This is a genomic window from Ideonella sp. (assembly GCF_041914305.1).
Lineage (GTDB): Bacteria > Pseudomonadota > Gammaproteobacteria > Burkholderiales > Burkholderiaceae_C > Ideonella.
The window spans coordinates 420,302-438,208 of record NZ_JAYSDQ010000001.1 but is presented as its reverse complement, the minus strand read 5'-3'; the positions used below and the strand labels follow the sequence as shown (position 1 = coordinate 438,208).

The following is a 17,907-nucleotide window of genomic DNA, read 5'->3' as shown; positions in this document are numbered from 1 at the left end:
GGCCCCGGGCCCCAAGCTCAAAAGAGCAGCCGCACCAGCCCCAGGCACAGGCCGGGGAAGAACAGCATCGCCAGCGTGCGGATCACGTCGGTCGCAAGGAACGGGAACACGCCCTTGTAGGTCTCGCTCATCGGCACGTCTTTCGCGACGCTGTTGACGACGTAGACGTTCAGCCCGACCGGCGGCGCCGTCATGCCGATGCCCACCGTCATCAGCACCAGGATGCCGAACCAGATCGCCTTCATCTCCGGGTTCAGGCCCCACAGCTCCAGCCCCATGATGGCCGGGAAGAGCACGGGGATCGTCAGCAGCATCATCGACAGCTCGTCCATCACGCAGCCGAGCAGCACGTAGAACACCATCACCACGCCGACGATGGCCAGCGGCGCGACCTGCAGGTGGGCCACCCAATCGGCCAGCAGGCGCGGCATCGCGGTCAGCGCCAGCGACGCGTTCATCATGTCGGCGCCGAGAAAGATCATGAACACCATCGCCGAGGTTTCGGCGGTGCCCAGGAAGCTGCGCACGATGCCGGCCCGGTCCAGCTCGCGCCGCGCGACGGCGGCGACGAAGGTGCCCAGCGCACCGACCGCCGCCCCTTCGGTGGGCGAGAACAAGCCGCCATAGATGCCGCCGAACACGAGCAGGAAGATCGCGACGATCGGCCACACGCCCGCCAACGCGCGCCAGCGCTGCGGCCAGGGCACCGGCTCGCTCGGGGTGGCCAGCGCAGGCCGCCAACGGCAGACCAGCGCGATCACGACCAGGTAGCCCAGCATCGCAAGGATGCCCGGCACCATCGCCGCGGCGAACAGCTTGGCGATGTTCTGCTCGGTCAGGATCGCGTAGACGACCAGCGGCACCGACGGCGGGATCAGGATGCCCAGCGTGCCGCCCGAAGCCAGCGTGGCCGTGGCCAGCCGGCCGCTGTAGCCGTGGGCTTTCATCTCGGGGTAGGCCACCTGCGTGATCGTGGCCGACGTGGCGACCGACGAGCCGCAGACCGCGCCGAAGGCCGCCGCGCTCAACACCGCGGCCATCGCCAGCCCACCGCGGATGTGGCCGACGAACGCCGCAGCGGCCTGGAACAGCGAGCGCGACAAGCCGCCCTGCGTCGCGAACTGGCCCATCAACAGGAACAACGGGATCACCGACAGGTCGTACACCGTCAGCCGCGCAACCGCCGTGCCCTTGAGCTGGTTCAGCAGCGCCTGGTCATTGGTCATCGCCCAGTAGCCCAAAGCGCCCGGGATGAACATCGCCGCGGCGATGGGCACCCGCAGCGCCATCAGCGCCAACATGCCCGCGAACATCAGCAGGCCAATCCACAGCGGGTCCATTGTCCCTCGTCGGTTGTCTCTAACTCTCGATGAGTGCACCACCGCGCCAGCAGCGCCAGGCCTGCACCAGCGCGATCAGCGCACTCAAGGCCAGACCCGGCGCGAGCGAGGCGTAGACCCACCACATCGGCAGGTCCAGGATCATCGAGGTCTCGCCCGCCTCGCGCACCGCGATCGCACCGACGCTGGTGCGCCACGACAGAAGCGCACACATCGCGGCCAGCAACAGCGCGCCCAGCGCATCGAGCCGGCGGTTGGTGCGCTCGGCCAAGGTCTGGGTGAAGAAGTCGACGATGATGTTCGCGCCGTGCAGCTGCGCCCACGGCAGGCACAGCGAGATCGACAACGCGATGCCCAGCTGCGTCAGCTCGACATCGCCAGCGATCGGGCGTGACAGCAGCGCACGCATCACGATCGAGGTGACCGTCATCGCCGCCACGACGCAGGCCACGCCGCCGCCCGCCACCGCGAAGCCCAGCGACAGCTGACGCAGCGCGCGCACGGTCAACGCAGGCCCGCGCCCGCAGGGCTGCTAGGCACCATCATGGTCACCGCAGGGCCGCTCCCAAGGTGACTGCTCCCCCTTGGGGGGGCCAGGCCGCAGGCCTGTTGGGGGCCGTCACTTCGCCACCTTGTACTTGGCCAGCAGGTCTTTCGCGTCCTGCAGCATTTCCTTGGCCGGCATGCCCTTGCCCTGCACCTCGGCGACCCAGCCGATGTACAGCGGCGCGGCGGCCCGGACCCAGTTGTCCAGCTCGGCGGCGGGGATGGTGTACAGCGTGTTGCCGTGGTCGATCGCCGCCTTGCGGCCGGCGGCCTGGCTGTTGTCCCAGATCTTGCCGATCGACTGCGAGAAGTCGCCGCCCGAGTTGTCGTCGATGACCTTCTTCAGCTCGGGCGACAGGCTGTCGTACTTGGCCTGGTTCATCGCGAAGATGAAGACCGCGCTGTACAGCGCCGGGCGCGCCGGGTCGGTCTCGCTGTCGTACTTGACCAGCTCCTGCAGCTTCAGCGACGGCATCACCTCCCACGGCAGCAGAAAGCCGTCGATCGTGCCCTTGCTCACCGCGTCGGGGATGGCCGGCAGCGGCATGCCGACCGGCGAGGCGCCGAGCGCGGCGAGCAGCTTGTTGGTCTGCCGCGTCGGTGCGCGCATCTTCAGGCCCTTGAAGTCGGCCATCGTCTTGACCTGCTTGTCGCGGGTGTGGATGTAGCCTTCGTCGTGGACCCAGGTCGCGAGGATCTTGGTGCCGGGGAATTCCTTCAGCGCGTATTTCTGCAGGTAGTCCCAGGCCGCGTGCGCGCCGGCCTCGGCCGAGTTGCACATGAACGGCAGCTCGAACACCTCCATCGCCGGAAAGCGGCCGGCGGTGTAGCCGGGCAGCGTGATGATCAGGTCGTCGACACCGTCCTTGACGCGGTCGACCAGCTGCGGCGGGGTGCCGCCGCCGGACATCGCCGGCAGGATCTGGCACTTCATCTTGCCGCCCGATTCCTTGGCGATCTTGTCGCACCAGGGCTGGATCAGGTTCACCGAGGCCATCGCCTGCGGGTTCCAGATGTGGTGGAACTTCAGCGTCACCTCTTGCGCGGCGGCGGGGGCCGCCAGCAACGCGCTGCCAGCCAGGGCGGCCAGCCAGGCCAAGGGGTGTTTCGTCGTCTTCATCGGGGCGCCTCCAGGGGGTCACTGCCGCGGCAGCTTACGTCGCGCTGCGGCGGCACCCTAGCGGGGAACACCCCATTCCATGGGGCAGCAGACGATAGCTGCTATGCCGGGCGGGCATGTGCCGCCCGGCGCCGCGAAAGCGCGGCTTGGCGGGTTACTGCTTTTCGCCCGCGCGCTTCTCGACGTGGATCTCGAGCAGGCGGCTGATGTTGCTCATCGAGGCCATGTGGAAGTGCAGCAGCGCCAGCAGGCCGGTGCGTTGCAGCTCCAGCACTTCGGCGTCGCTGAGGTTCTTCAGGCGGTCTTCGTCGACCGCCATGAAGCCGTCGATCGACAGCGGCGTGCCGTCCGGCAGGGTGGCGTCGAAACGCTTGTCCTGCAGCAGGTTCATCTCCATCATCTTGCGGCCGGCCAGGCGCGTGCGGTCGACCTCGATCTCGATCTTCTCGACGAACTGGCGCACTTCTTCCAGGTAAGGCGTGGGCTCGCCCTTCTCGTCGAACAGGGCCTGGCCTTCGGTCTGCGAGAAGACTGGGCTGGTCTCGTCGAAGCAGACGACGAACTGCTTGTCGGGCGTGGGCGCCATCGCGAACGGGTACGAGCGCAGCAGAGCCGGCACGTAGCGCGCGTTCCAGCGGCCGTGGCGGTAGACCAGGTTCTCGCCCTTGAGCAGGCCGAACACGGTCACCGGGGCGCACAGGTCCTTGCCTTGCTCGTCCTTGCCGGCGCGCAGGAACAGGATCGGGTATTCCTTGCACGCGTCGGCGAATTCGGCCGCGGTGATGAAGAAGGCATTCAAGCCCGCGGTCGCGTCCAGCGCGCTCATCTCGCGGCGGATCTTCAGGTTCCGATGCGCGACGCGGTCCAGCGCGACCGGCTTCTTGTGCAGCTCGGGGTTGATCACTTCAATTCTCCAGATTCGTGTACAGGCCCCGGCTGACGACTTGCCAGCACCTTGTCGACCCGTTTGCCATCGAGGTCCACCACCTCAAACCGCCAGCCCCCCCACTCCACCTGGTCGGTGGTGTGGGGCAGCCGGCCCAGCAACAGCATGATCATGCCTGCCAGGGTGTTGTAGCGCCCGCGGTCTTCCTCGGGCAATTCCTTCAATTCGAGCCGGTCCTTCAACTCGGGCACCGGGATCAGGCCGTCGATCAGCCAGCTGCCGTCGGGCCGCTGCACGGCCCACGAGCCCTCTTCGGCCTGGCTGCCGAACTCGCCGGTGATCGCCTCCAGCACGTCGCGCACGGTGATCACACCCTGCACCGCACCGTACTCGTCGACCACGAAGACAAGTTGCGCGCCCGAGTTGCGGAAATGCTCGAGCAGCTCCATGCCCGACAGCGTCTCCGGCACGAATACCGGCGCCTCCAGGTGGTCACCCAGCAAGGCCACGCGGCCCGCGGCCAGCGGCTTGAGCAGGCGGTGGGCGCTGACCACACCGATGACATCGTCCAGCCCGCCGCGGCAGACCGGGTAGCGCGAATGCTCTTCGTCGGCGATGACGCTCAGCACGTCGTCGATCGACGCGTTGGCATCGAGCCAGCGGATCTCGGCGCGCGGGATCATCATCGAGCCGATCTGCCGGTCGTCGAGCCGAAACACGTTGCGCACCATCTGGTGCTCCTGCGCCTCGATCACGCCGGCGTCCAGGCCCTCTTCGAGGCTGGCGGCGATTTCCTCTTCGGTCACGCTGCGGGCCGGGCCGCCGCGCACCCCCATCAGGCGCAGGATGCCTTCGGTGCAGGCGGCCAGCACGGCCACCAGCGGGCGCGTGGCGAGCGACAGCCACTCCATCGGCGGCGCCACCAGGCGCGCCACCGTCTCGGGGTACATCTGGCCCAGGCGCTTGGGCACCAGCTCGCCGAAGATGATCGACAGCACCGTGATGATCAGCACCACCAGCGCGGTGGCGGTGACGTCGGCCGCGCGCTGCGACAACGGCAGGTACGACAGCAGCCAGGCCGACAACGGGCCCGAGAACGCCGCATCACCGACGATGCCGTTCAGTACGCTGATCGACGTGATGCCGATCTGCACCGTCGACAGGAACTTGGTCGGGTTGTCGTGCAGATCGATCGCCGCCTGCGCGCCGGATTCCCCCGCTTCCACCATGACTTGCAGCCGCGCTTTCCGGCTGGCCGACAAGGCCATCTCGGACATGGCGAACAGGCCGTTGAGGAGGATCAGGAAAACGAGTAGAGCAAGGTCCATGAGGGGCGGGCGAAGCAGGAATCGCGCCGCGGGGAGGGGAAGAAATGGGGCGAGAGCGTAGCAGAATCGGGTGATCATCCCCACCGCGGCGCGTCGCGACGGCGGCCATTTCCGGGACAAGACACCAGATGCACTACCTGATCGGCGACCTGCAAGGCTGCTGCGACGCCTTCGAACGCCTGCTCGCCGAGATCGATTTCTCGCCTTCGCGCGACGGCCTGCACGTGCTGGGCGACCTGGTCAACCGCGGCCCCGGCTCGCTCGCGGTGCTGCAGCGCCTGCAAGGGTTCGGCGCCAGCGCCGGCTACCTGCTGGGCAACCACGACCTGCATCTGCTGGCGGTGGCCGCTGGCGTACGCCCGCCGCACAAGCGCGACACGCTGATCCAGATTCTCGACCACCCGCACCGCGAAGCGCTGCTCGATTGGCTGTGCCAAGGCCGGCTGGCCGACCACGCCGAAGGCTGGCTGCTGGTGCATGCCGGCGTGGTGCCGCAGTGGAACACCGCGCGCACGCTGGCCTTGGCCGGCGAAGTGGAGACGATGCTGCGCGGCCCGGCGCTGCGCGAGTTTCTGCCGCAGATGTATGGCAACCAGCCGGCACGCTGGGACGAGGCGCTGGCCGGCGTCGACCGCCTGCGCTTCATCGTCAATGCGCTGACCCGCATCCGCTTTTGCAGCGCCGACGGCACGCTAGAGTTCGACAGCAAGGAAGGCGCCGACACCGCCCCGCCCGGCTTCAAACCCTGGTTCGAGCACCCCGGGCGCGCCAGCGCCGGCGAGCCGATCGCGTTCGGCCATTGGTCGACGCTGGGGCTGATCAACCGGCCCGACCTGCTGGCGCTGGACACCGGCTGCGTCTGGGGTGGCCAGCTCACCGCCGCGCGGATCGATGGTGGCCGGCGCGAGGTGATCCAGGTGGCCTGTTCGCAGGCGCAGGCACCGTTTTAGCCAGCAAAGGCGCAGGGGGCGCCGGCGGCCGGGGCGGCTGGTGCCGTCAGGGTGAGGGATCGCTGGCGCCCTCCATCCTCCAGCCTGCGGATGCGGACGGATCAGTCCTTTGGGAAAGTTGGGCTCCGACCCGGCCAAGGAGCCCCCATGCATCTGCGGCATTCGCTCGCGTTCCCACTCGCCGCTTTCACCCTCGTGCTGGCCAGCTGCGCCACCACGCGGGTCGAACTCGACAAGATGAAGGGCACCCAGTTTCCGCCTGCCAGCATCGACGTCGACGGCAAGTCGGTCACGATTGCGTCGATCTACGCCGAGGTGGGCATCAACCTGCTCATCGACCCCGACGAGACGGCCATCCCGCCGTTCCAGGTCGAGCGGCTGGACAAGTGCCCACCCATTTGCGACGGCGGCGGGGGCGATCCGGTCCCGACGATCACGGTCGCCGAGCTGGATGCCCTGGAACGGGGCCATCGCCACCTGCCCGTGGATGAAACCTATGTGCCATGCTGGGTGTTGGGCGACAGATCGACCTGCCCTGAATACCACCTCTACGGCGTCGTTTCCGCCTACTACCTCGCCGACCCAAGGGACCCGAAATTCCCCCAGAAGGGCGTCGCCGGGTTGATGTGGACCCAGAACCGCCGCGCGTTTGCGCTGTTCTATCCGGCCATCGAGCGCGTGAACGACCCGGGCACCTACCTCGTGGTGGCAGCCCACGAAATCGGCCATGCGTTCAACTTGCACCACCAGGATTCGCTCAAGGTGGGCCATCGCGCAGACATCATGTACCCGGTGATTGACCAGTATGAGCCGCGCTTTGCTGCGCTTTCTGCAAGAGAGCACCTGCAAAACCACGACACCGCCTGCATCTGGCCCGGCAAGAGCATCTTCGGTGCGATCCATGCCAACCACGACCCCTCGCACATCCCTGGGGCTTCGCAGACTTGCCCGTGAGCCACCCATGAACCTCCGTTACCTCGCCCCGCCGTGGTCCACGCTGGTGGTGGCGCTCGGCACCGCCCACTCGGCCGAGCCCCCCCATTCGCTGCAGTTGACAGCGCAGACCGAACAGGCCGACGCCGAGCTCGGCGAGCCCATCTACCTGACCGTTCGGCTGCACAACCTCGGTGCCGACGCGGCAGAGGTGACTCCACTGCTGGACCCGGAAGACGGCCATGTGTCCGTGCTGGTCGACGGTCCCTCGGGCCGTCGGCTGGGCTACCTGCCGCTTTCGCTGCGAGACACCCTCGGCAGCTCGGCCCCAACCCGGCTCGCGCCGGGACAGAGCGTGTCGGCAACCTTGCCGATCTTCTTCGGCGCCTCGGGCTGGACCTTCACGCAGCCCGGGGCCTACCGGGTGCGCGCGTCTTACCGCACGTCGCCAGACGCCATCGCTGTCGAAAGCGCCACGCTGACGATCGAAGTAAGGCCCGGCGAGGCAGACCTTCGTTCCTTGCTTTCCAATGACGAAGCGAGCAACGAGGCCGGCAAGTTCCTGGTCTGGCGCTCCGGTGACCACCTGACGAAAGGCCGGGCCTTGCTGAAGGCACTCACCGAGCAAGGCCCTGACTCCCGCCTTCGCGACCACTACCGTGTCGCCGAAGCACGCAGCTGGAGCCATGGGTTTCGCAACTACGTGACCGGCCAAGCCCGCGAGGCGGACTTCACCCAGACCTTGCAAGCGCTCGAGGGTGTGCGGGAAGACCGACTGCCGGGAACAGTCCGGGTCGAGAAGCTGTTGGCCGAGGCGGCCGGCCTGTACGCGACCGGGCAGCCCCAGGCGGCAAGCGCCACGCTGGCGCGCGCCAACGCTTTGGTGGACGCGCGCGAAGAACTGGGGGGCTATCTGCCGCCCGTTCGCCGCTTGCGCGAAGAGATGGCGGAACCACCGGCTCGTTGAACGCGGACGAACGGCCGGGGCGGGATCACCCGCACTGACGCGCACTTGATCTGCGTCACCGGGGAAACTCCGTAACCCGGCAAACGATAGTCCTTGCTACATTCTTTCGCAGAGCAGGCGCCACGCCGCCGCAGGCCATGCTCGGCCACCGCGGGCGCTTGCCATCGTGCGAGGACTCACCCATGCGCAACTCCCGTTGGGGCCGCGGTGCCGCTGCCCTGGCCGTGCTGGCCGCGGTCGGCTTCGTCGGCTGCGGCAAGACCCCACCCGATGGTGGGCAGCGCGCGGGTGACCTGGCCGTCGACACCGCGTTCCAGAAGAAGCTGCAAGAGCAGTTGCTGGACGCGAAGCCCGGCTCGGTGGTCGAGGTGCCCGCCGGCAGCTACCACCTGGACCGCGGGCTGTCGCTGCGCGCCAATGGCGTCACCATCCGTGGCGCCGGCATGGACAAGACCATCCTGTCGTTCCGCGGCCAGGTCGCCGGGCCCGAAGGGCTGCTGGTGCAGGCCAGCGATTTCACGATCGAAGGCCTGACGCTCGAAGACAGCCAGGGCGACGCGCTGAAGATCAACGACGGCGAGAACATCACGATCCGCTCGGTGCGCGTGCGCTGGACCGATGGCCCCAAGACCAGCAACGGCGCCTACGGCATCTACCCGGTCAAGACGAAGAACGTGCTGATCGAAGACTCGCAGTCGTTCGGCGCGTCGGACGCCGGCATCTACGTCGGCCAGTCGAAGAACGTGATCGTGCGCCGCTGCCGCGCCGAGCAGAACGTGGCGGGCATCGAGATCGAGAACACGATCGACGCCGACGTCTACGAGAACCTGGCCACCGGCAACACCGGCGGCATCCTCGTGTTCAACATGCCCAACCTGTCGCAGCCGGGGCATTCGACGCGGGTCTACAAGAACCGGGTCGAGCTGAACAACCTGGCCAACTTCGGTGCCAAGGGCACGGCGGTGGCCAGCGTGCCGGCCGGCTCGGGCGTGGTCATCAACTCGAACACCAAGGTCGAGATCTTCGACAACGACGTGGTCGACAACCGCACCGCCAACGTCATCATCTCGAGCTACTTCTCGACCGGCTACTACAGCGACAAAGGCGTCGAAGCGGGCTACGACCCCTACCCGAAATCGATCTACGTGCACGACAACCGCTTTTCCGGCGGCGGCGACTCGCCCGACGGCGTCGACCTGAAGGTGCTGAAGACGGCGATGTTCGGCTTGAACGGACGCTTCCCCGATGTGCTGTGGGACGGCTACGCCGACCCCAAGGCCAGTGGCGTGGCCGAAGCGCGGCTGTGCGTGAACAACGGCAAGGTCGAGGTGCTGAACGCCGACGGCCCGGGCAAGTACAAGAACCCGCGGGTGGTGACCGACGAGATGCGCTGCGAGCTGCCGCCCTTGTCCCCGGTGACCCTGACGCCGAAGACCTGAGCGCGTGTCGAAGTTGCTGTACCCCCTGCCGGTCATCCTCGGCCTGCTGAGCCTGCTCGCCGGTTGCCAGCGAGCGCCGGCGCCGGTGAACTTTGTGGCCGATGGCAAGCCGGCGACGCTGGCCGAATGGCACGTGGTCGAGTCCGACGGCAAGCGCCTGACGCTGAACACCGGCGTGCTGCCCTACGACCTCAACACCCCGCTGTTCAGCGACCACGCGCACAAGCTGCGCACGGTCTGGATGCCCGCCGACCAGGCCGCCCGCTACCACGAGCAGCAGGCGTTCGACTTCCCGGTCGGCACCATCCTCAGCAAGACCTTCTACTACCCCAAGGTCGACGGCGCCGCGGCAGAGTCGGGCCTGGTGCGCCAGACGACCGCGGCGACCACCGCCTCGCCGTCGCTGGGGCTCGACCTGTCGCAGGTGCGGCTGATCGAGACGCGGCTGCTGGTGCGGCGCGCCGAGGGCTGGGTCGCGCTGCCCTATGTCTGGAACGACGCGCAGACCGACGCGGTGCTCGAACGCACCGGCGACCAGAAGGCGCTCGAACTGGTCGACGACGCCGGCCGCCACCAGCGCTTCACCTACGTGGTGCCGAACGAGAACCAGTGCGCCTCGTGCCACGTGGTGAACCTGAAGAACAAGGTCTTCACGCCGATCGGCCCGAAGGCCCGCCACCTGAACCGCACGCTGCCCTACGCCGAGGGCGAAGAGAACCAGCTCGTGCGCTGGCAACGCGCCGGCTTCCTGAGCGGCGTGCCGAACCCGAACGACCCCGGCGCCCTGCCCCGTGCGGCCAACTGGGCCGACACCCGGCTGCCGCTGGACGAGCGGGCCCGCGCCTACCTCGACATCAACTGCGCGCACTGCCACCAGGCCAACGCGACGGCCAGCAACACCGCGCTGCGGCTGGACGCGTTCGCGCCGGTCGATTGGCAGATGGGGTTGTGCAAGCCGCCGGTGGCGGCGGGCAAGGGGACCGGCGATCGCCTCTTCGGCATCGTGCCGGGCCAACCCGACGCGTCGATCATGGCCTGGCGCCTGGCCAGCACCGAAGGCGGCGTGATGATGCCCGAGCTGGGCCGCAACACCGTGCACGAAGAAGGGCTGCGCCTGGTGCGGCAGTGGATCGCCTCGCTGCCCGGCCGCTGCAGCCCGCCCGACCCGAACAAGCTTTGAACCCTGGAGGAGACACCATGGCCCGACGCCCCGCCCCCCACCCCCTGCACCGCACCGCCCTGGCCGCCGCCGCGCTGGGCGCCATCGCCAGCCTGCCCCACCTCGCGTGGGCCCAGGCCGAGCCGGCGAAGAAAGACGCGGCCGACAACCAGGTGACGGTGGTCGAGGTGACCGCGCAGGGCCGCAAGCAAGAGGTGCTGCAGGTGCCGATCTCGATCCAGCTGGTTGGTGCCGAGCAGATCGCCAAGCTCGGCTCGGTCAACATCGCCGAGGTCTCGGCCTTCGTGCCCGGCCTGCAGATCGACGCCACCGAGCCGACCCAGCCCAACTTCACATTGCGCGGGCTGGGCACCGCCGACTTCGGCATCGGCACCGATTCGCCGGTGGGCGTTTACGTGAACGGCGTCTACACCGGCAAGACCGGCGGCGCGATGCTGAACTTCAACGACATCAAGCGCGTCGAGGTGTTGAAGGGCCCGCAGGGCACGCTGTTCGGCCGCAACAGCGCGGGCGGCGCGATCTCGGTCGTCACCAACGACCCGACCGGCACGTTCGCCGCCAGCGGCCTGCTGCGCATGGGCAACCAGGCCACGCTGCACACCGAGGCGATGGTCAACCAGCCGCTGGGCGACGATTGGGCCGTGCGCTTCTCGTCGGTGACGCAGCGCCGCGAAGGCTGGACGACCAACGAAACCACCGGCCTGCGCGCCGGGCAGGACAACGCCTGGGGCGCCCGGCTCGCGCTCGGCTGGCACCCGGCCGGCGCCACCAGCGCGGTGCTGAGCTGGGAGCACGAAGACCTCGACCAGCGGCCGCGGCCGGTCTGGTCGCTGTCGCCGGTGACGCCGGTGTTCCCCTCGGCAGACGCCGACGGCCACATCGACACCTCGGGCTTCGTCGACCCGCGCAAGCAGCCGCTGCGCAACGACGTGGAGAACGGCCGCGAGAACCGCCTGTTCGACGGGCTCACGCTGCGCATCGAACACGACCTCGGCTTCGGCACCTTCAGCAGCCTGACGGCGTGGCGCCATTTCACGACCGAGAACCTGCAAGACAACGACGGCACCGCCAACATCGCGTCGCGCCTGTCGACCGGCAACTTCGAAAAGAACACCAGTTGGCAGCAGGAGTTTCGCCTGGCCGGTAACAACGCAACGGTGGACTGGCTGGTGGGCCTGGGCCTGTCGGGCGAAGACGCCAAGCAGACCAGCCAGATCAACACCACCACCGACTCGCTGGACACCTTGTTCGGCCATGCCCCGATCCTGTCCGACCCGCCGTTCCCGCCCTTCCACACGCTGTCGCAGGTCGCGCTGCTCGGTGGCCAGCCCGGCATCAACCTGCTCGGCCAGCGCTGGCAAGAGGGCATGAACAACACCGGCGACTACAAGGCCTACGCGCTCTTCGGCGACGCGATCTGGCACCTGGGCGCGCAGACCAACCTGACCACCGGCATCCGCTTCACCCGCGACGAGAAGAAGTTCAGCTGGTACAACCCGCTGCGCTCGGCGCCGGGGCTGGATGCGCAGCTGGCCGTGCTGCCCGATCTGTTCGCACAGATGGCCGCCGCCGGCGCGCTGGACCCCGACACCGCGGCCCAGCTGACCGGCCTGGCGCAAGGCCTGCAATTCAGCAACCTCGAGTTCACCAACGCCGAATGGGCGACGGCGCCGGTCTACAAGAAGACGAGCTGGACCAACGTCAGCCCGCGCCTGGTGATCGACCACCACTTCGACAAGGACACGATGGTCTTCGGCTCGGTCACACGGGGCTACCAGGCCGGCGGCTTCAACTCAGTCAGCACCGACGTCAACGGCGGCAACTTCGACCCCGAGACCGTCACCAACTACGAGATCGGCATGAAGGGCCGGTTGGCCGGCACCGGCCTGAGCTACGGCGCCTCGCTGTTCCATTACCTGTTCAAGAACCTGCAGACGATCACGCTGTTCCACCCTGTGGACGGCAGCATCCCCTATTACGGCGTCACGGTCAGCGACGTGCAGGCCACCGGCGCCGACCTCGAAGCACAGTGGCAGCTGTCGAAGGACTTCCGCCTCTTCGGCTCGGCCGAGCTGATCGACCAGACCTACAAGGCCCAGCGTAACCCGCCGCCTGGCGCCAACGACCTGACCGGGCAGCCGTACGGCACGCCGAGCACCTCGCTGACGGCCGGCTTCGACGTGCAATGGGGCCTGGGCGACGGCAACCTGAGCTGGTCGATGCAGGGCTCGTACCTCAGCGCCACCCGCTGCAACGACGATTCCGAGTCGCAGGGCAGCTGCCTGAAGGCGCCGGGCTTTCGCGTCGGCGAGGCACGCCAGCGCGTCGACACCCGCCTGGGCTGGGAGGCCGGCTCCAAGCAATGGGGTGTCGCGCTGGTGGTCAACAACCTGTTCGACAAGCAGTACGTGCAGTTCCTGAGCAACCTGTCGTCACCGGTCGGCTCGCCCTACTACGCCGGGCTGACCGAGCCGCGCCACATCCAGCTCGAGGTCAAGATCAAACTCTAGGCCCCCACGCCCCTTCCAGGGGCTGCCCCCCGAGGGGGCTCGCGCAGCGGACTGGCAGAGCCAGATCCGCGCACGCCACTTGATGGGCGGCGCCGCTGCGCGCGCCTGAATTGGGCGGCGCCGGCTTGACCGCGCTGCCCGCGGCGCCGAGCATTGCGCCATGTCGCTCTGGCGCTCGCGCACGATCCAGGCCCGCATCCAGCAACTGGTCCTGGTCTGCGTGGTGCCGGGTTGGCTGTTGCTGCTGGCGCAGAGCCTGCTCACCTACCAGCGCGAGCGCGACACCGAGCAGGCGCGCGCCTGCAGCACCGCCCGCACGCTGGCCAACGCGCTCGAGGCCGAGCTCGACGGCCATGTCGTCGCGCTGCAGGCACTGGCCACCTCGCCGCTGCTGACCTCGCCCACGTCGCCGGCCGACCTGCTGGCGTTTCGCGAGCAGGCCGAGCGGGCCCTGCCCCACCTGGGCGGCGAGACGCTGGTGCTCACCGACCCCAGCGGCCGGCAGATACTGAACCTGTTGCGCCCCGCCGGCGTGGCGCTACCGCCGCTGCGCGCCGGCGTGTTCCCCGCCGGCGACGACCCGATGAAGCCGATGGTGTCGGACCTGTTCACCGGCACGCTAACCCAGCACCAGCAAGTGGCGGTCAACGTGCCGGTGATGCGCGAGGGCCGCCTGAGCTACCGCCTCACCTTGATCCTCGGCCTGCAGCGCCTGACCGAGTTCCTGCACCGCCAGAACCTGCCCGAGGGCTGGATTTCGAGCGTGCTCGACCGCAAAGGCCTGACGATGGCGCGCACGCTGTCGCCCGAGCGCTTCGTCGGCCTGCCGGTGGTGCCATCGCTGCTCGAACGGGTGCTGAACCAGGAGTCCAGCTGTTTCCTGACCGTCTCGCGCGAGGGCGTGCAGGTCTTCGCCGGCCACGCGCGAGCGAACCGCTACGGCTGGTCGACGACGATCGGCGCCCCCGAGGCCGCACTGACCGCCGACCTGCGCAAGCGCCTGGCCGTGTCCAGCGGGGTGGCGATGCTGATGCTGGCCGGCGGGCTGGTGCTGGCCCGGCTGCTGGGCCGGCACGTGGCCGCGCCCATTCGCGCGCTGGTGGGGCCGGCGCTGGCCATCGGCAGCGGGCAGCAGGTGGAGATCCCCGAGCCGCCGATGGACGAGGCGCGCCATCTCGCCGACGCGCTGCGCCAGGCGCAGATACTGCTGCAACAGCGCCAACGCGCGCGCTCGCAAGCCGAAGCCGCGCTGCAGCAAAGCGAATCGATGCTGCGCCACGCGCTGGAGGCCGGCCGCATGGGCGTGTGGAAGCTGGACCTGCGCACCGACGAGCTGGTCCACTCGCGCGAGCACGACCGCTGCTACGGCCATCCGCAGGGCCTGGCTCACTTCACGCTCGAAGACTTTCGCCAGGCGGTGCACCCCGAGGACGTCGACTGGGTGGTGGCATCGCACCAGCAGGCGCGCCAGGAGGGCCGGCCGCTGCACATCGAATTCCGCGTCATCTGGCCCGACGGCAGCGTGCACTGGCTGTCCAGCCACAGCCAGCCGATGCACGACGACGCTGGCCAGCCCACGCGGGTCGTCGGCCTGGTGGTCGACATCACCGAGCGCAAGCGCGCCGAAGAGCTGCGCCTGCACAGCGTTGCGCTGGAGGCCGAGAACCGGCAGGTGCAAGAGGCGAACCGGCAAAAGCGCGAGTTTCTCGCCAACATGTCGCACGAGCTGCGCACGCCGCTGAACGCGATCATCGGGTTCGCCGACCTGCTGCGCCTGTCGCCACCGCCGCCCGGCAGCCCCAAGCAGGGCGAGTACCTCGCGCACATCGCCGGCGGGGCGCAGCACCTGCTGCAACTGGTCAACGACGTGCTGGACCTGTCCAAGGTCGAGGCTGGCCGCTTCGAGTTCTTCCCCGCCGCGATCGACCTGCCGCTGCTGGTCGACGAAGCGCTGGCGATGGTGCGCGCCGAAGCCGATCGCAAGCACATCACGCTGCACACCGAGCTGCAGAGCCTGCCCGACCTGTGGCTGGACCCGGCGCGGCTGAAGCAGGTGCTGCTGAACTTCCTGTCCAACGCGGTGAAGTTCACGCCCGAAGGCGGCCGCATCGCGGTGCGCGCCCACGGCCGCGGGCCCGGTCGCTGGCGACTCGAAGTTGAAGACAACGGCGTCGGCATCTCGGCCGAAGACCAGCCCAAGCTGTTCTCGCAGTTCGCCCAGCTGCGCCAACGCATCCGGCCCACCTACGGCGGCACCGGCCTGGGCCTGGCGCTGACCCGACAGCTGGTCGAGCTGCAAGGCGGCCAGGTCGGCGTGCAAAGCCAGCCCGGCGTGGGCAGCACCTTCTTTGCCGAATTGCCCAGGGTGGCGGGCACTGCTGCGCTACAGTAGCGGCCTTCGCCGGGCGGGTTCGATAGTCCGCCCCAAGGCAAGGAAGCGTGGCCGAGCGGTTTAAGGCACCGGTCTTGAAAACCGGCGAGGGTTTATCCCCTCCGTGAGTTCGAATCTCACCGCTTCCGCCACGGACCCAGCTTTCATGCGAGTTCTGGCGGGTCGCCCGACCTCTTCCCACCATCCAACCCATTAATGGCGCTGTCGACGATGAGACTCGTCGGATCACCTGCGACTGGGGCGCAACAAGTGCGCAAAGTGACTCGGGCGAGGCGCATGGTCGGGATTACCATCTAAGATGTAAAGAGTCAGGCGCGAGCCCAGAGATGACCGTTCATTTCGAGAATGCACCGCTTGTTGAGCTGATCGCAGAACTGCGATGGCAGCCAACGGGCGGACGTAGCTTTGTCGCGGCGGGTATGGACGCGCCGCTTGGGTTCTCGATGGTCGACGGGCTACGGCTCGAAGACTTCTATCTGCGCTTCGCCGCAGAGATGTTCGGAATGGGCTACCAGCAGTCTGAGCGACTGGCCCCGGCGGGCTTTGCCCTTGATCCATCCAGAGCGGCCATTCGTTTTCGGAAGCAAGACGGGTCAGACCTATTCCAGATCGGCCCCGGCGTCTTCACGGCCAACGCTGTTCCACCGTACACGTCCTGGAATGAGTTCTCTCCGACAGTGAAACGCGGAGTGGAGGCCTTGCTCAAAGCCCGCTCCGATGAAGACAAGGCGTCGCCGTTCACGTTGTCACTGATTCGCTACATCGACGCTTTTGGTGGCGCACTCCTTGCCGGGCGCAGCCATCATGACTTCATGCGTGAGGTCTTGGGATTTGACGTGTCCTTGCCGCCGGCTGTTGCGGGCTGGCTCGACTCCGAGCCGAAGCTCGTGGCCAACGCCGCCTACACCGGTGTACTTCGAGACAACAGGCAGTTCTCCCTGACCGTTGGGGACGGCTCGAATCGGGATCAGGAGTGCGTCGTCTTGGACCTGACGCTGACAAGCCACGGGCCGATCGACCCTAGCGTCGACGGCATCATGGATGCGTTCGCCAAGAGTCGAGATGTTGCCCATGACATTTTTGTGAAGCTCACGACAAAAATAAGCAGCGTCATGAAGCCAGTCGAGAGGAGTTCCAAGTGAGCCAGACCATCGCTTCGCTTTCGCTTCGTCCTCTTGGGGAACGTCCACTTTCTCTGCGGGAACAGCCTTCAAGCGCTTTGCAATTCCAAGCCCCCACGCGCAGGCTTGGTACTCTGAGCACAGGCGCCATCGAGGAATTGACTCGGCTGGAGAAGCTTGAAACGGACTGGGACGGTTGCGGTGCCCGGAAGATTCAGCGCCGAGTGATCGAAAACAGCACGATGCTTCTCCGTGTATTGGAGGCCGTTCCGTCGCTCCCTGTAGCCGACGTGACACCCAACCCTGCCGGAACGATTACGCTCGAGTGGGAATCGGAGCAAGGCTATGCAGCGCTCGAAGTGGGACTTACGCGCATTGGCTTCTATGCCAAGCCGAACGGCGGGTTGGCTACGAGATTTGATGGCGAAGTGGGCTGCCTGGTTGCAGCGACTGTTGAGGAACTCGGATACGCCGTCGCGAGCGCCATCGGCCTCAGAGCAACCGCTCAACAGTTTTCTTCCGTCAAGTTCGCAGTCACTGGAATCCAGTCCACCTTGCCGGCCTAACGACGATCTTCCTGTCATCGTTGACGACGACGAACACATTGTCCGAGTGATTCGGACGCCGTCGCACGTCAAAGCCGTCAAGGGTGGCGGACACCAGCTCAAGACCGCAGCGCTCAAGTCAAAACCAGGAACAGACGATGTGTCGGTGATGCGTCATCGACACCTTGGATTCGATGGCTGCCGCGACAAGGCTCGACCTATGAGCGGGTATTTTGGTTTGGCGGTTCTCACGCCCGCAGCCGTTAGGGGCCAGAAATCAAACGTCATCGACACCAGGGAAGAGTACCTGGGCCACGCCAGCATCGTCCACGGGGTGGTACTTCCTATCGATGAACCTCCGGACTCCAAGAACCTTGAAGAACTGAACGAGCGCATCCGGCAGATTCTGAAATCGGTTCGCTTCGAGCCAGATCCGGACATCAACAGTGCCCATTGGACTGGCCCAACGCTGATTGATTGAACAGCGGCATGCACCACCTGTCAGCCTGATCCACGTCGAATGGGCAGCACGCGATTTGCCAAGATTCCAAGCTCGGAGTGGATCCTGGCCGACTCAATGCCAATCGTCCGTCGGCAGGCGCTTCTCGATCCCCCATCGTTCGAGACGATCCTTGAGGGCCTCTGCGCCC

At 67.3% G+C, this 17,907-nt stretch carries 15 protein-coding genes and 1 tRNA gene; 11 read left to right on the top strand and 5 right to left on the bottom strand.

Going from position 1 to position 17,907, the window contains the following annotated elements; translation table 11 throughout:
* Positions 1–17: 17 nt before the first annotated feature.
* The 5 genes from ACE3SG_RS01845 to ACE3SG_RS01825 all read right to left on the bottom strand — a co-directional run bounded on the left by ACE3SG_RS01845 (position 18) and on the right by ACE3SG_RS01825 (position 5,220).
* Positions 18–1,340, bottom strand: coding sequence for a TRAP transporter large permease (locus ACE3SG_RS01845; RefSeq protein WP_374562226.1), 1,323 nt, complete (start codon positions 1,338–1,340; stop codon positions 18–20).
* Between the two features lie 19 nt (positions 1,341–1,359).
* Positions 1,360–1,842 (bottom strand): TRAP transporter small permease, encoded by a 483-nt coding sequence (locus ACE3SG_RS01840; protein WP_374562225.1) that lies wholly within the window; start codon positions 1,840–1,842, stop codon positions 1,360–1,362.
* Positions 1,843–1,959: 117 nt separating this feature from the next.
* Complete coding sequence (locus ACE3SG_RS01835) at positions 1,960–3,006, bottom strand: TRAP transporter substrate-binding protein (RefSeq protein ID WP_374562223.1); 1,047 nt, start codon at positions 3,004–3,006, stop codon at positions 1,960–1,962.
* 154 nt (positions 3,007–3,160) lie between these two features.
* Positions 3,161–3,910 carry a SapC family protein gene (locus tag ACE3SG_RS01830; protein WP_374562221.1) on the bottom strand — a complete coding sequence of 250 codons (750 nt, stop codon included), beginning with the start codon at positions 3,908–3,910 and terminating at the stop codon, positions 3,161–3,163.
* The gene (locus tag ACE3SG_RS01825) at positions 3,907–5,220 is read right to left on the bottom strand and encodes a hemolysin family protein (protein ID WP_374562220.1); all 1,314 of its coding nucleotides are present in this window, start codon (positions 5,218–5,220) and stop codon (positions 3,907–3,909) included. Before ACE3SG_RS01825 ends, ACE3SG_RS01830 begins: the two co-directional genes overlap by 4 nt.
* Before the next feature lie 128 nt (positions 5,221–5,348).
* On the opposite strand from ACE3SG_RS01825, the gene ACE3SG_RS01820 reads away from it, so the two are divergent.
* The 11 genes from ACE3SG_RS01820 to ACE3SG_RS01770 all read left to right on the top strand — a co-directional run bounded on the left by ACE3SG_RS01820 (position 5,349) and on the right by ACE3SG_RS01770 (position 17,738).
* Positions 5,349–6,170, top strand: coding sequence for a symmetrical bis(5'-nucleosyl)-tetraphosphatase (locus ACE3SG_RS01820; protein ID WP_374562219.1), 822 nt, complete (start codon positions 5,349–5,351; stop codon positions 6,168–6,170).
* Between the two features lie 147 nt (positions 6,171–6,317).
* Positions 6,318–7,124: a hypothetical protein gene (locus tag ACE3SG_RS01815; protein WP_374562218.1), complete on the top strand. Its 807-nt coding sequence runs from the start codon at positions 6,318–6,320 to the stop codon at positions 7,122–7,124.
* Between the two features lie 7 nt (positions 7,125–7,131).
* Positions 7,132–8,070, top strand: a complete 939-nt coding sequence (locus tag ACE3SG_RS01810) for a hypothetical protein (protein WP_374562217.1) — start codon at positions 7,132–7,134, stop codon at positions 8,068–8,070.
* A 182-nt stretch (positions 8,071–8,252) separates the two neighbouring features.
* The gene (locus ACE3SG_RS01805) at positions 8,253–9,509 is read left to right on the top strand and encodes a parallel beta-helix domain-containing protein (protein WP_374562216.1); all 1,257 of its coding nucleotides are present in this window, start codon (positions 8,253–8,255) and stop codon (positions 9,507–9,509) included.
* Between the two features lie 4 nt (positions 9,510–9,513).
* A complete protein-coding gene (locus tag ACE3SG_RS01800) occupies positions 9,514–10,689 on the top strand; it encodes an SO2930 family diheme c-type cytochrome (protein ID WP_374562215.1) in 1,176 nt (391 codons plus the stop codon).
* A 17-nt stretch (positions 10,690–10,706) separates the two neighbouring features.
* On the top strand, positions 10,707–13,199 hold the full coding sequence (locus ACE3SG_RS01795; RefSeq protein WP_374562214.1) for a TonB-dependent receptor: 2,493 nt from the start codon (positions 10,707–10,709) through the stop codon (positions 13,197–13,199).
* A gap of 160 nt (positions 13,200–13,359) precedes the next feature.
* Positions 13,360–15,591: an ATP-binding protein gene (locus ACE3SG_RS01790; protein WP_374562213.1), complete on the top strand. Its 2,232-nt coding sequence runs from the start codon at positions 13,360–13,362 to the stop codon at positions 15,589–15,591.
* Between the two features lie 41 nt (positions 15,592–15,632).
* Positions 15,633–15,722, top strand: a tRNA-Ser gene (locus tag ACE3SG_RS01785).
* Between the two features lie 195 nt (positions 15,723–15,917).
* Positions 15,918–16,733 carry a TIGR04255 family protein gene (locus ACE3SG_RS01780; RefSeq protein WP_374562212.1) on the top strand — a complete coding sequence of 272 codons (816 nt, stop codon included), beginning with the start codon at positions 15,918–15,920 and terminating at the stop codon, positions 16,731–16,733.
* Complete coding sequence (locus tag ACE3SG_RS01775) at positions 16,730–17,278, top strand: hypothetical protein (protein WP_374562211.1); 549 nt, start codon at positions 16,730–16,732, stop codon at positions 17,276–17,278. The genes ACE3SG_RS01780 and ACE3SG_RS01775 overlap by 4 nt, the downstream gene beginning before the upstream one ends.
* A gap of 46 nt (positions 17,279–17,324) precedes the next feature.
* Positions 17,325–17,738, top strand: a complete 414-nt coding sequence (locus ACE3SG_RS01770; protein ID WP_374562210.1) for a hypothetical protein — start codon at positions 17,325–17,327, stop codon at positions 17,736–17,738.
* The last annotated feature ends 169 nt before the right edge of the window (positions 17,739–17,907 follow it).

Coding starts and splice junctions, on each gene's coding strand:
- ACE3SG_RS01845 (WP_374562226.1), bottom strand. CDS start 1,340: ATGGACCCGCTGTGGATTGGCCTGCTGATGTTCGCGGGCATGTTGGCG.
- ACE3SG_RS01835 (WP_374562223.1), bottom strand. CDS start 3,006: ATGAAGACGACGAAACACCCCTTGGCCTGGCTGGCCGCCCTGGCTGGC.
- ACE3SG_RS01825 (WP_374562220.1), bottom strand. CDS start 5,220: ATGGACCTTGCTCTACTCGTTTTCCTGATCCTCCTCAACGGCCTGTTC.
- ACE3SG_RS01820 (WP_374562219.1), top strand. CDS start 5,349: ATGCACTACCTGATCGGCGACCTGCAAGGCTGCTGCGACGCCTTCGAA.
- ACE3SG_RS01815 (WP_374562218.1), top strand. CDS start 6,318: ATGCATCTGCGGCATTCGCTCGCGTTCCCACTCGCCGCTTTCACCCTC.
- ACE3SG_RS01810 (WP_374562217.1), top strand. CDS start 7,132: ATGAACCTCCGTTACCTCGCCCCGCCGTGGTCCACGCTGGTGGTGGCG.
- ACE3SG_RS01805 (WP_374562216.1), top strand. CDS start 8,253: ATGCGCAACTCCCGTTGGGGCCGCGGTGCCGCTGCCCTGGCCGTGCTG.
- ACE3SG_RS01795 (WP_374562214.1), top strand. CDS start 10,707: ATGGCCCGACGCCCCGCCCCCCACCCCCTGCACCGCACCGCCCTGGCC.
- ACE3SG_RS01790 (WP_374562213.1), top strand. CDS start 13,360: ATGTCGCTCTGGCGCTCGCGCACGATCCAGGCCCGCATCCAGCAACTG.
- ACE3SG_RS01780 (WP_374562212.1), top strand. CDS start 15,918: ATGACCGTTCATTTCGAGAATGCACCGCTTGTTGAGCTGATCGCAGAA.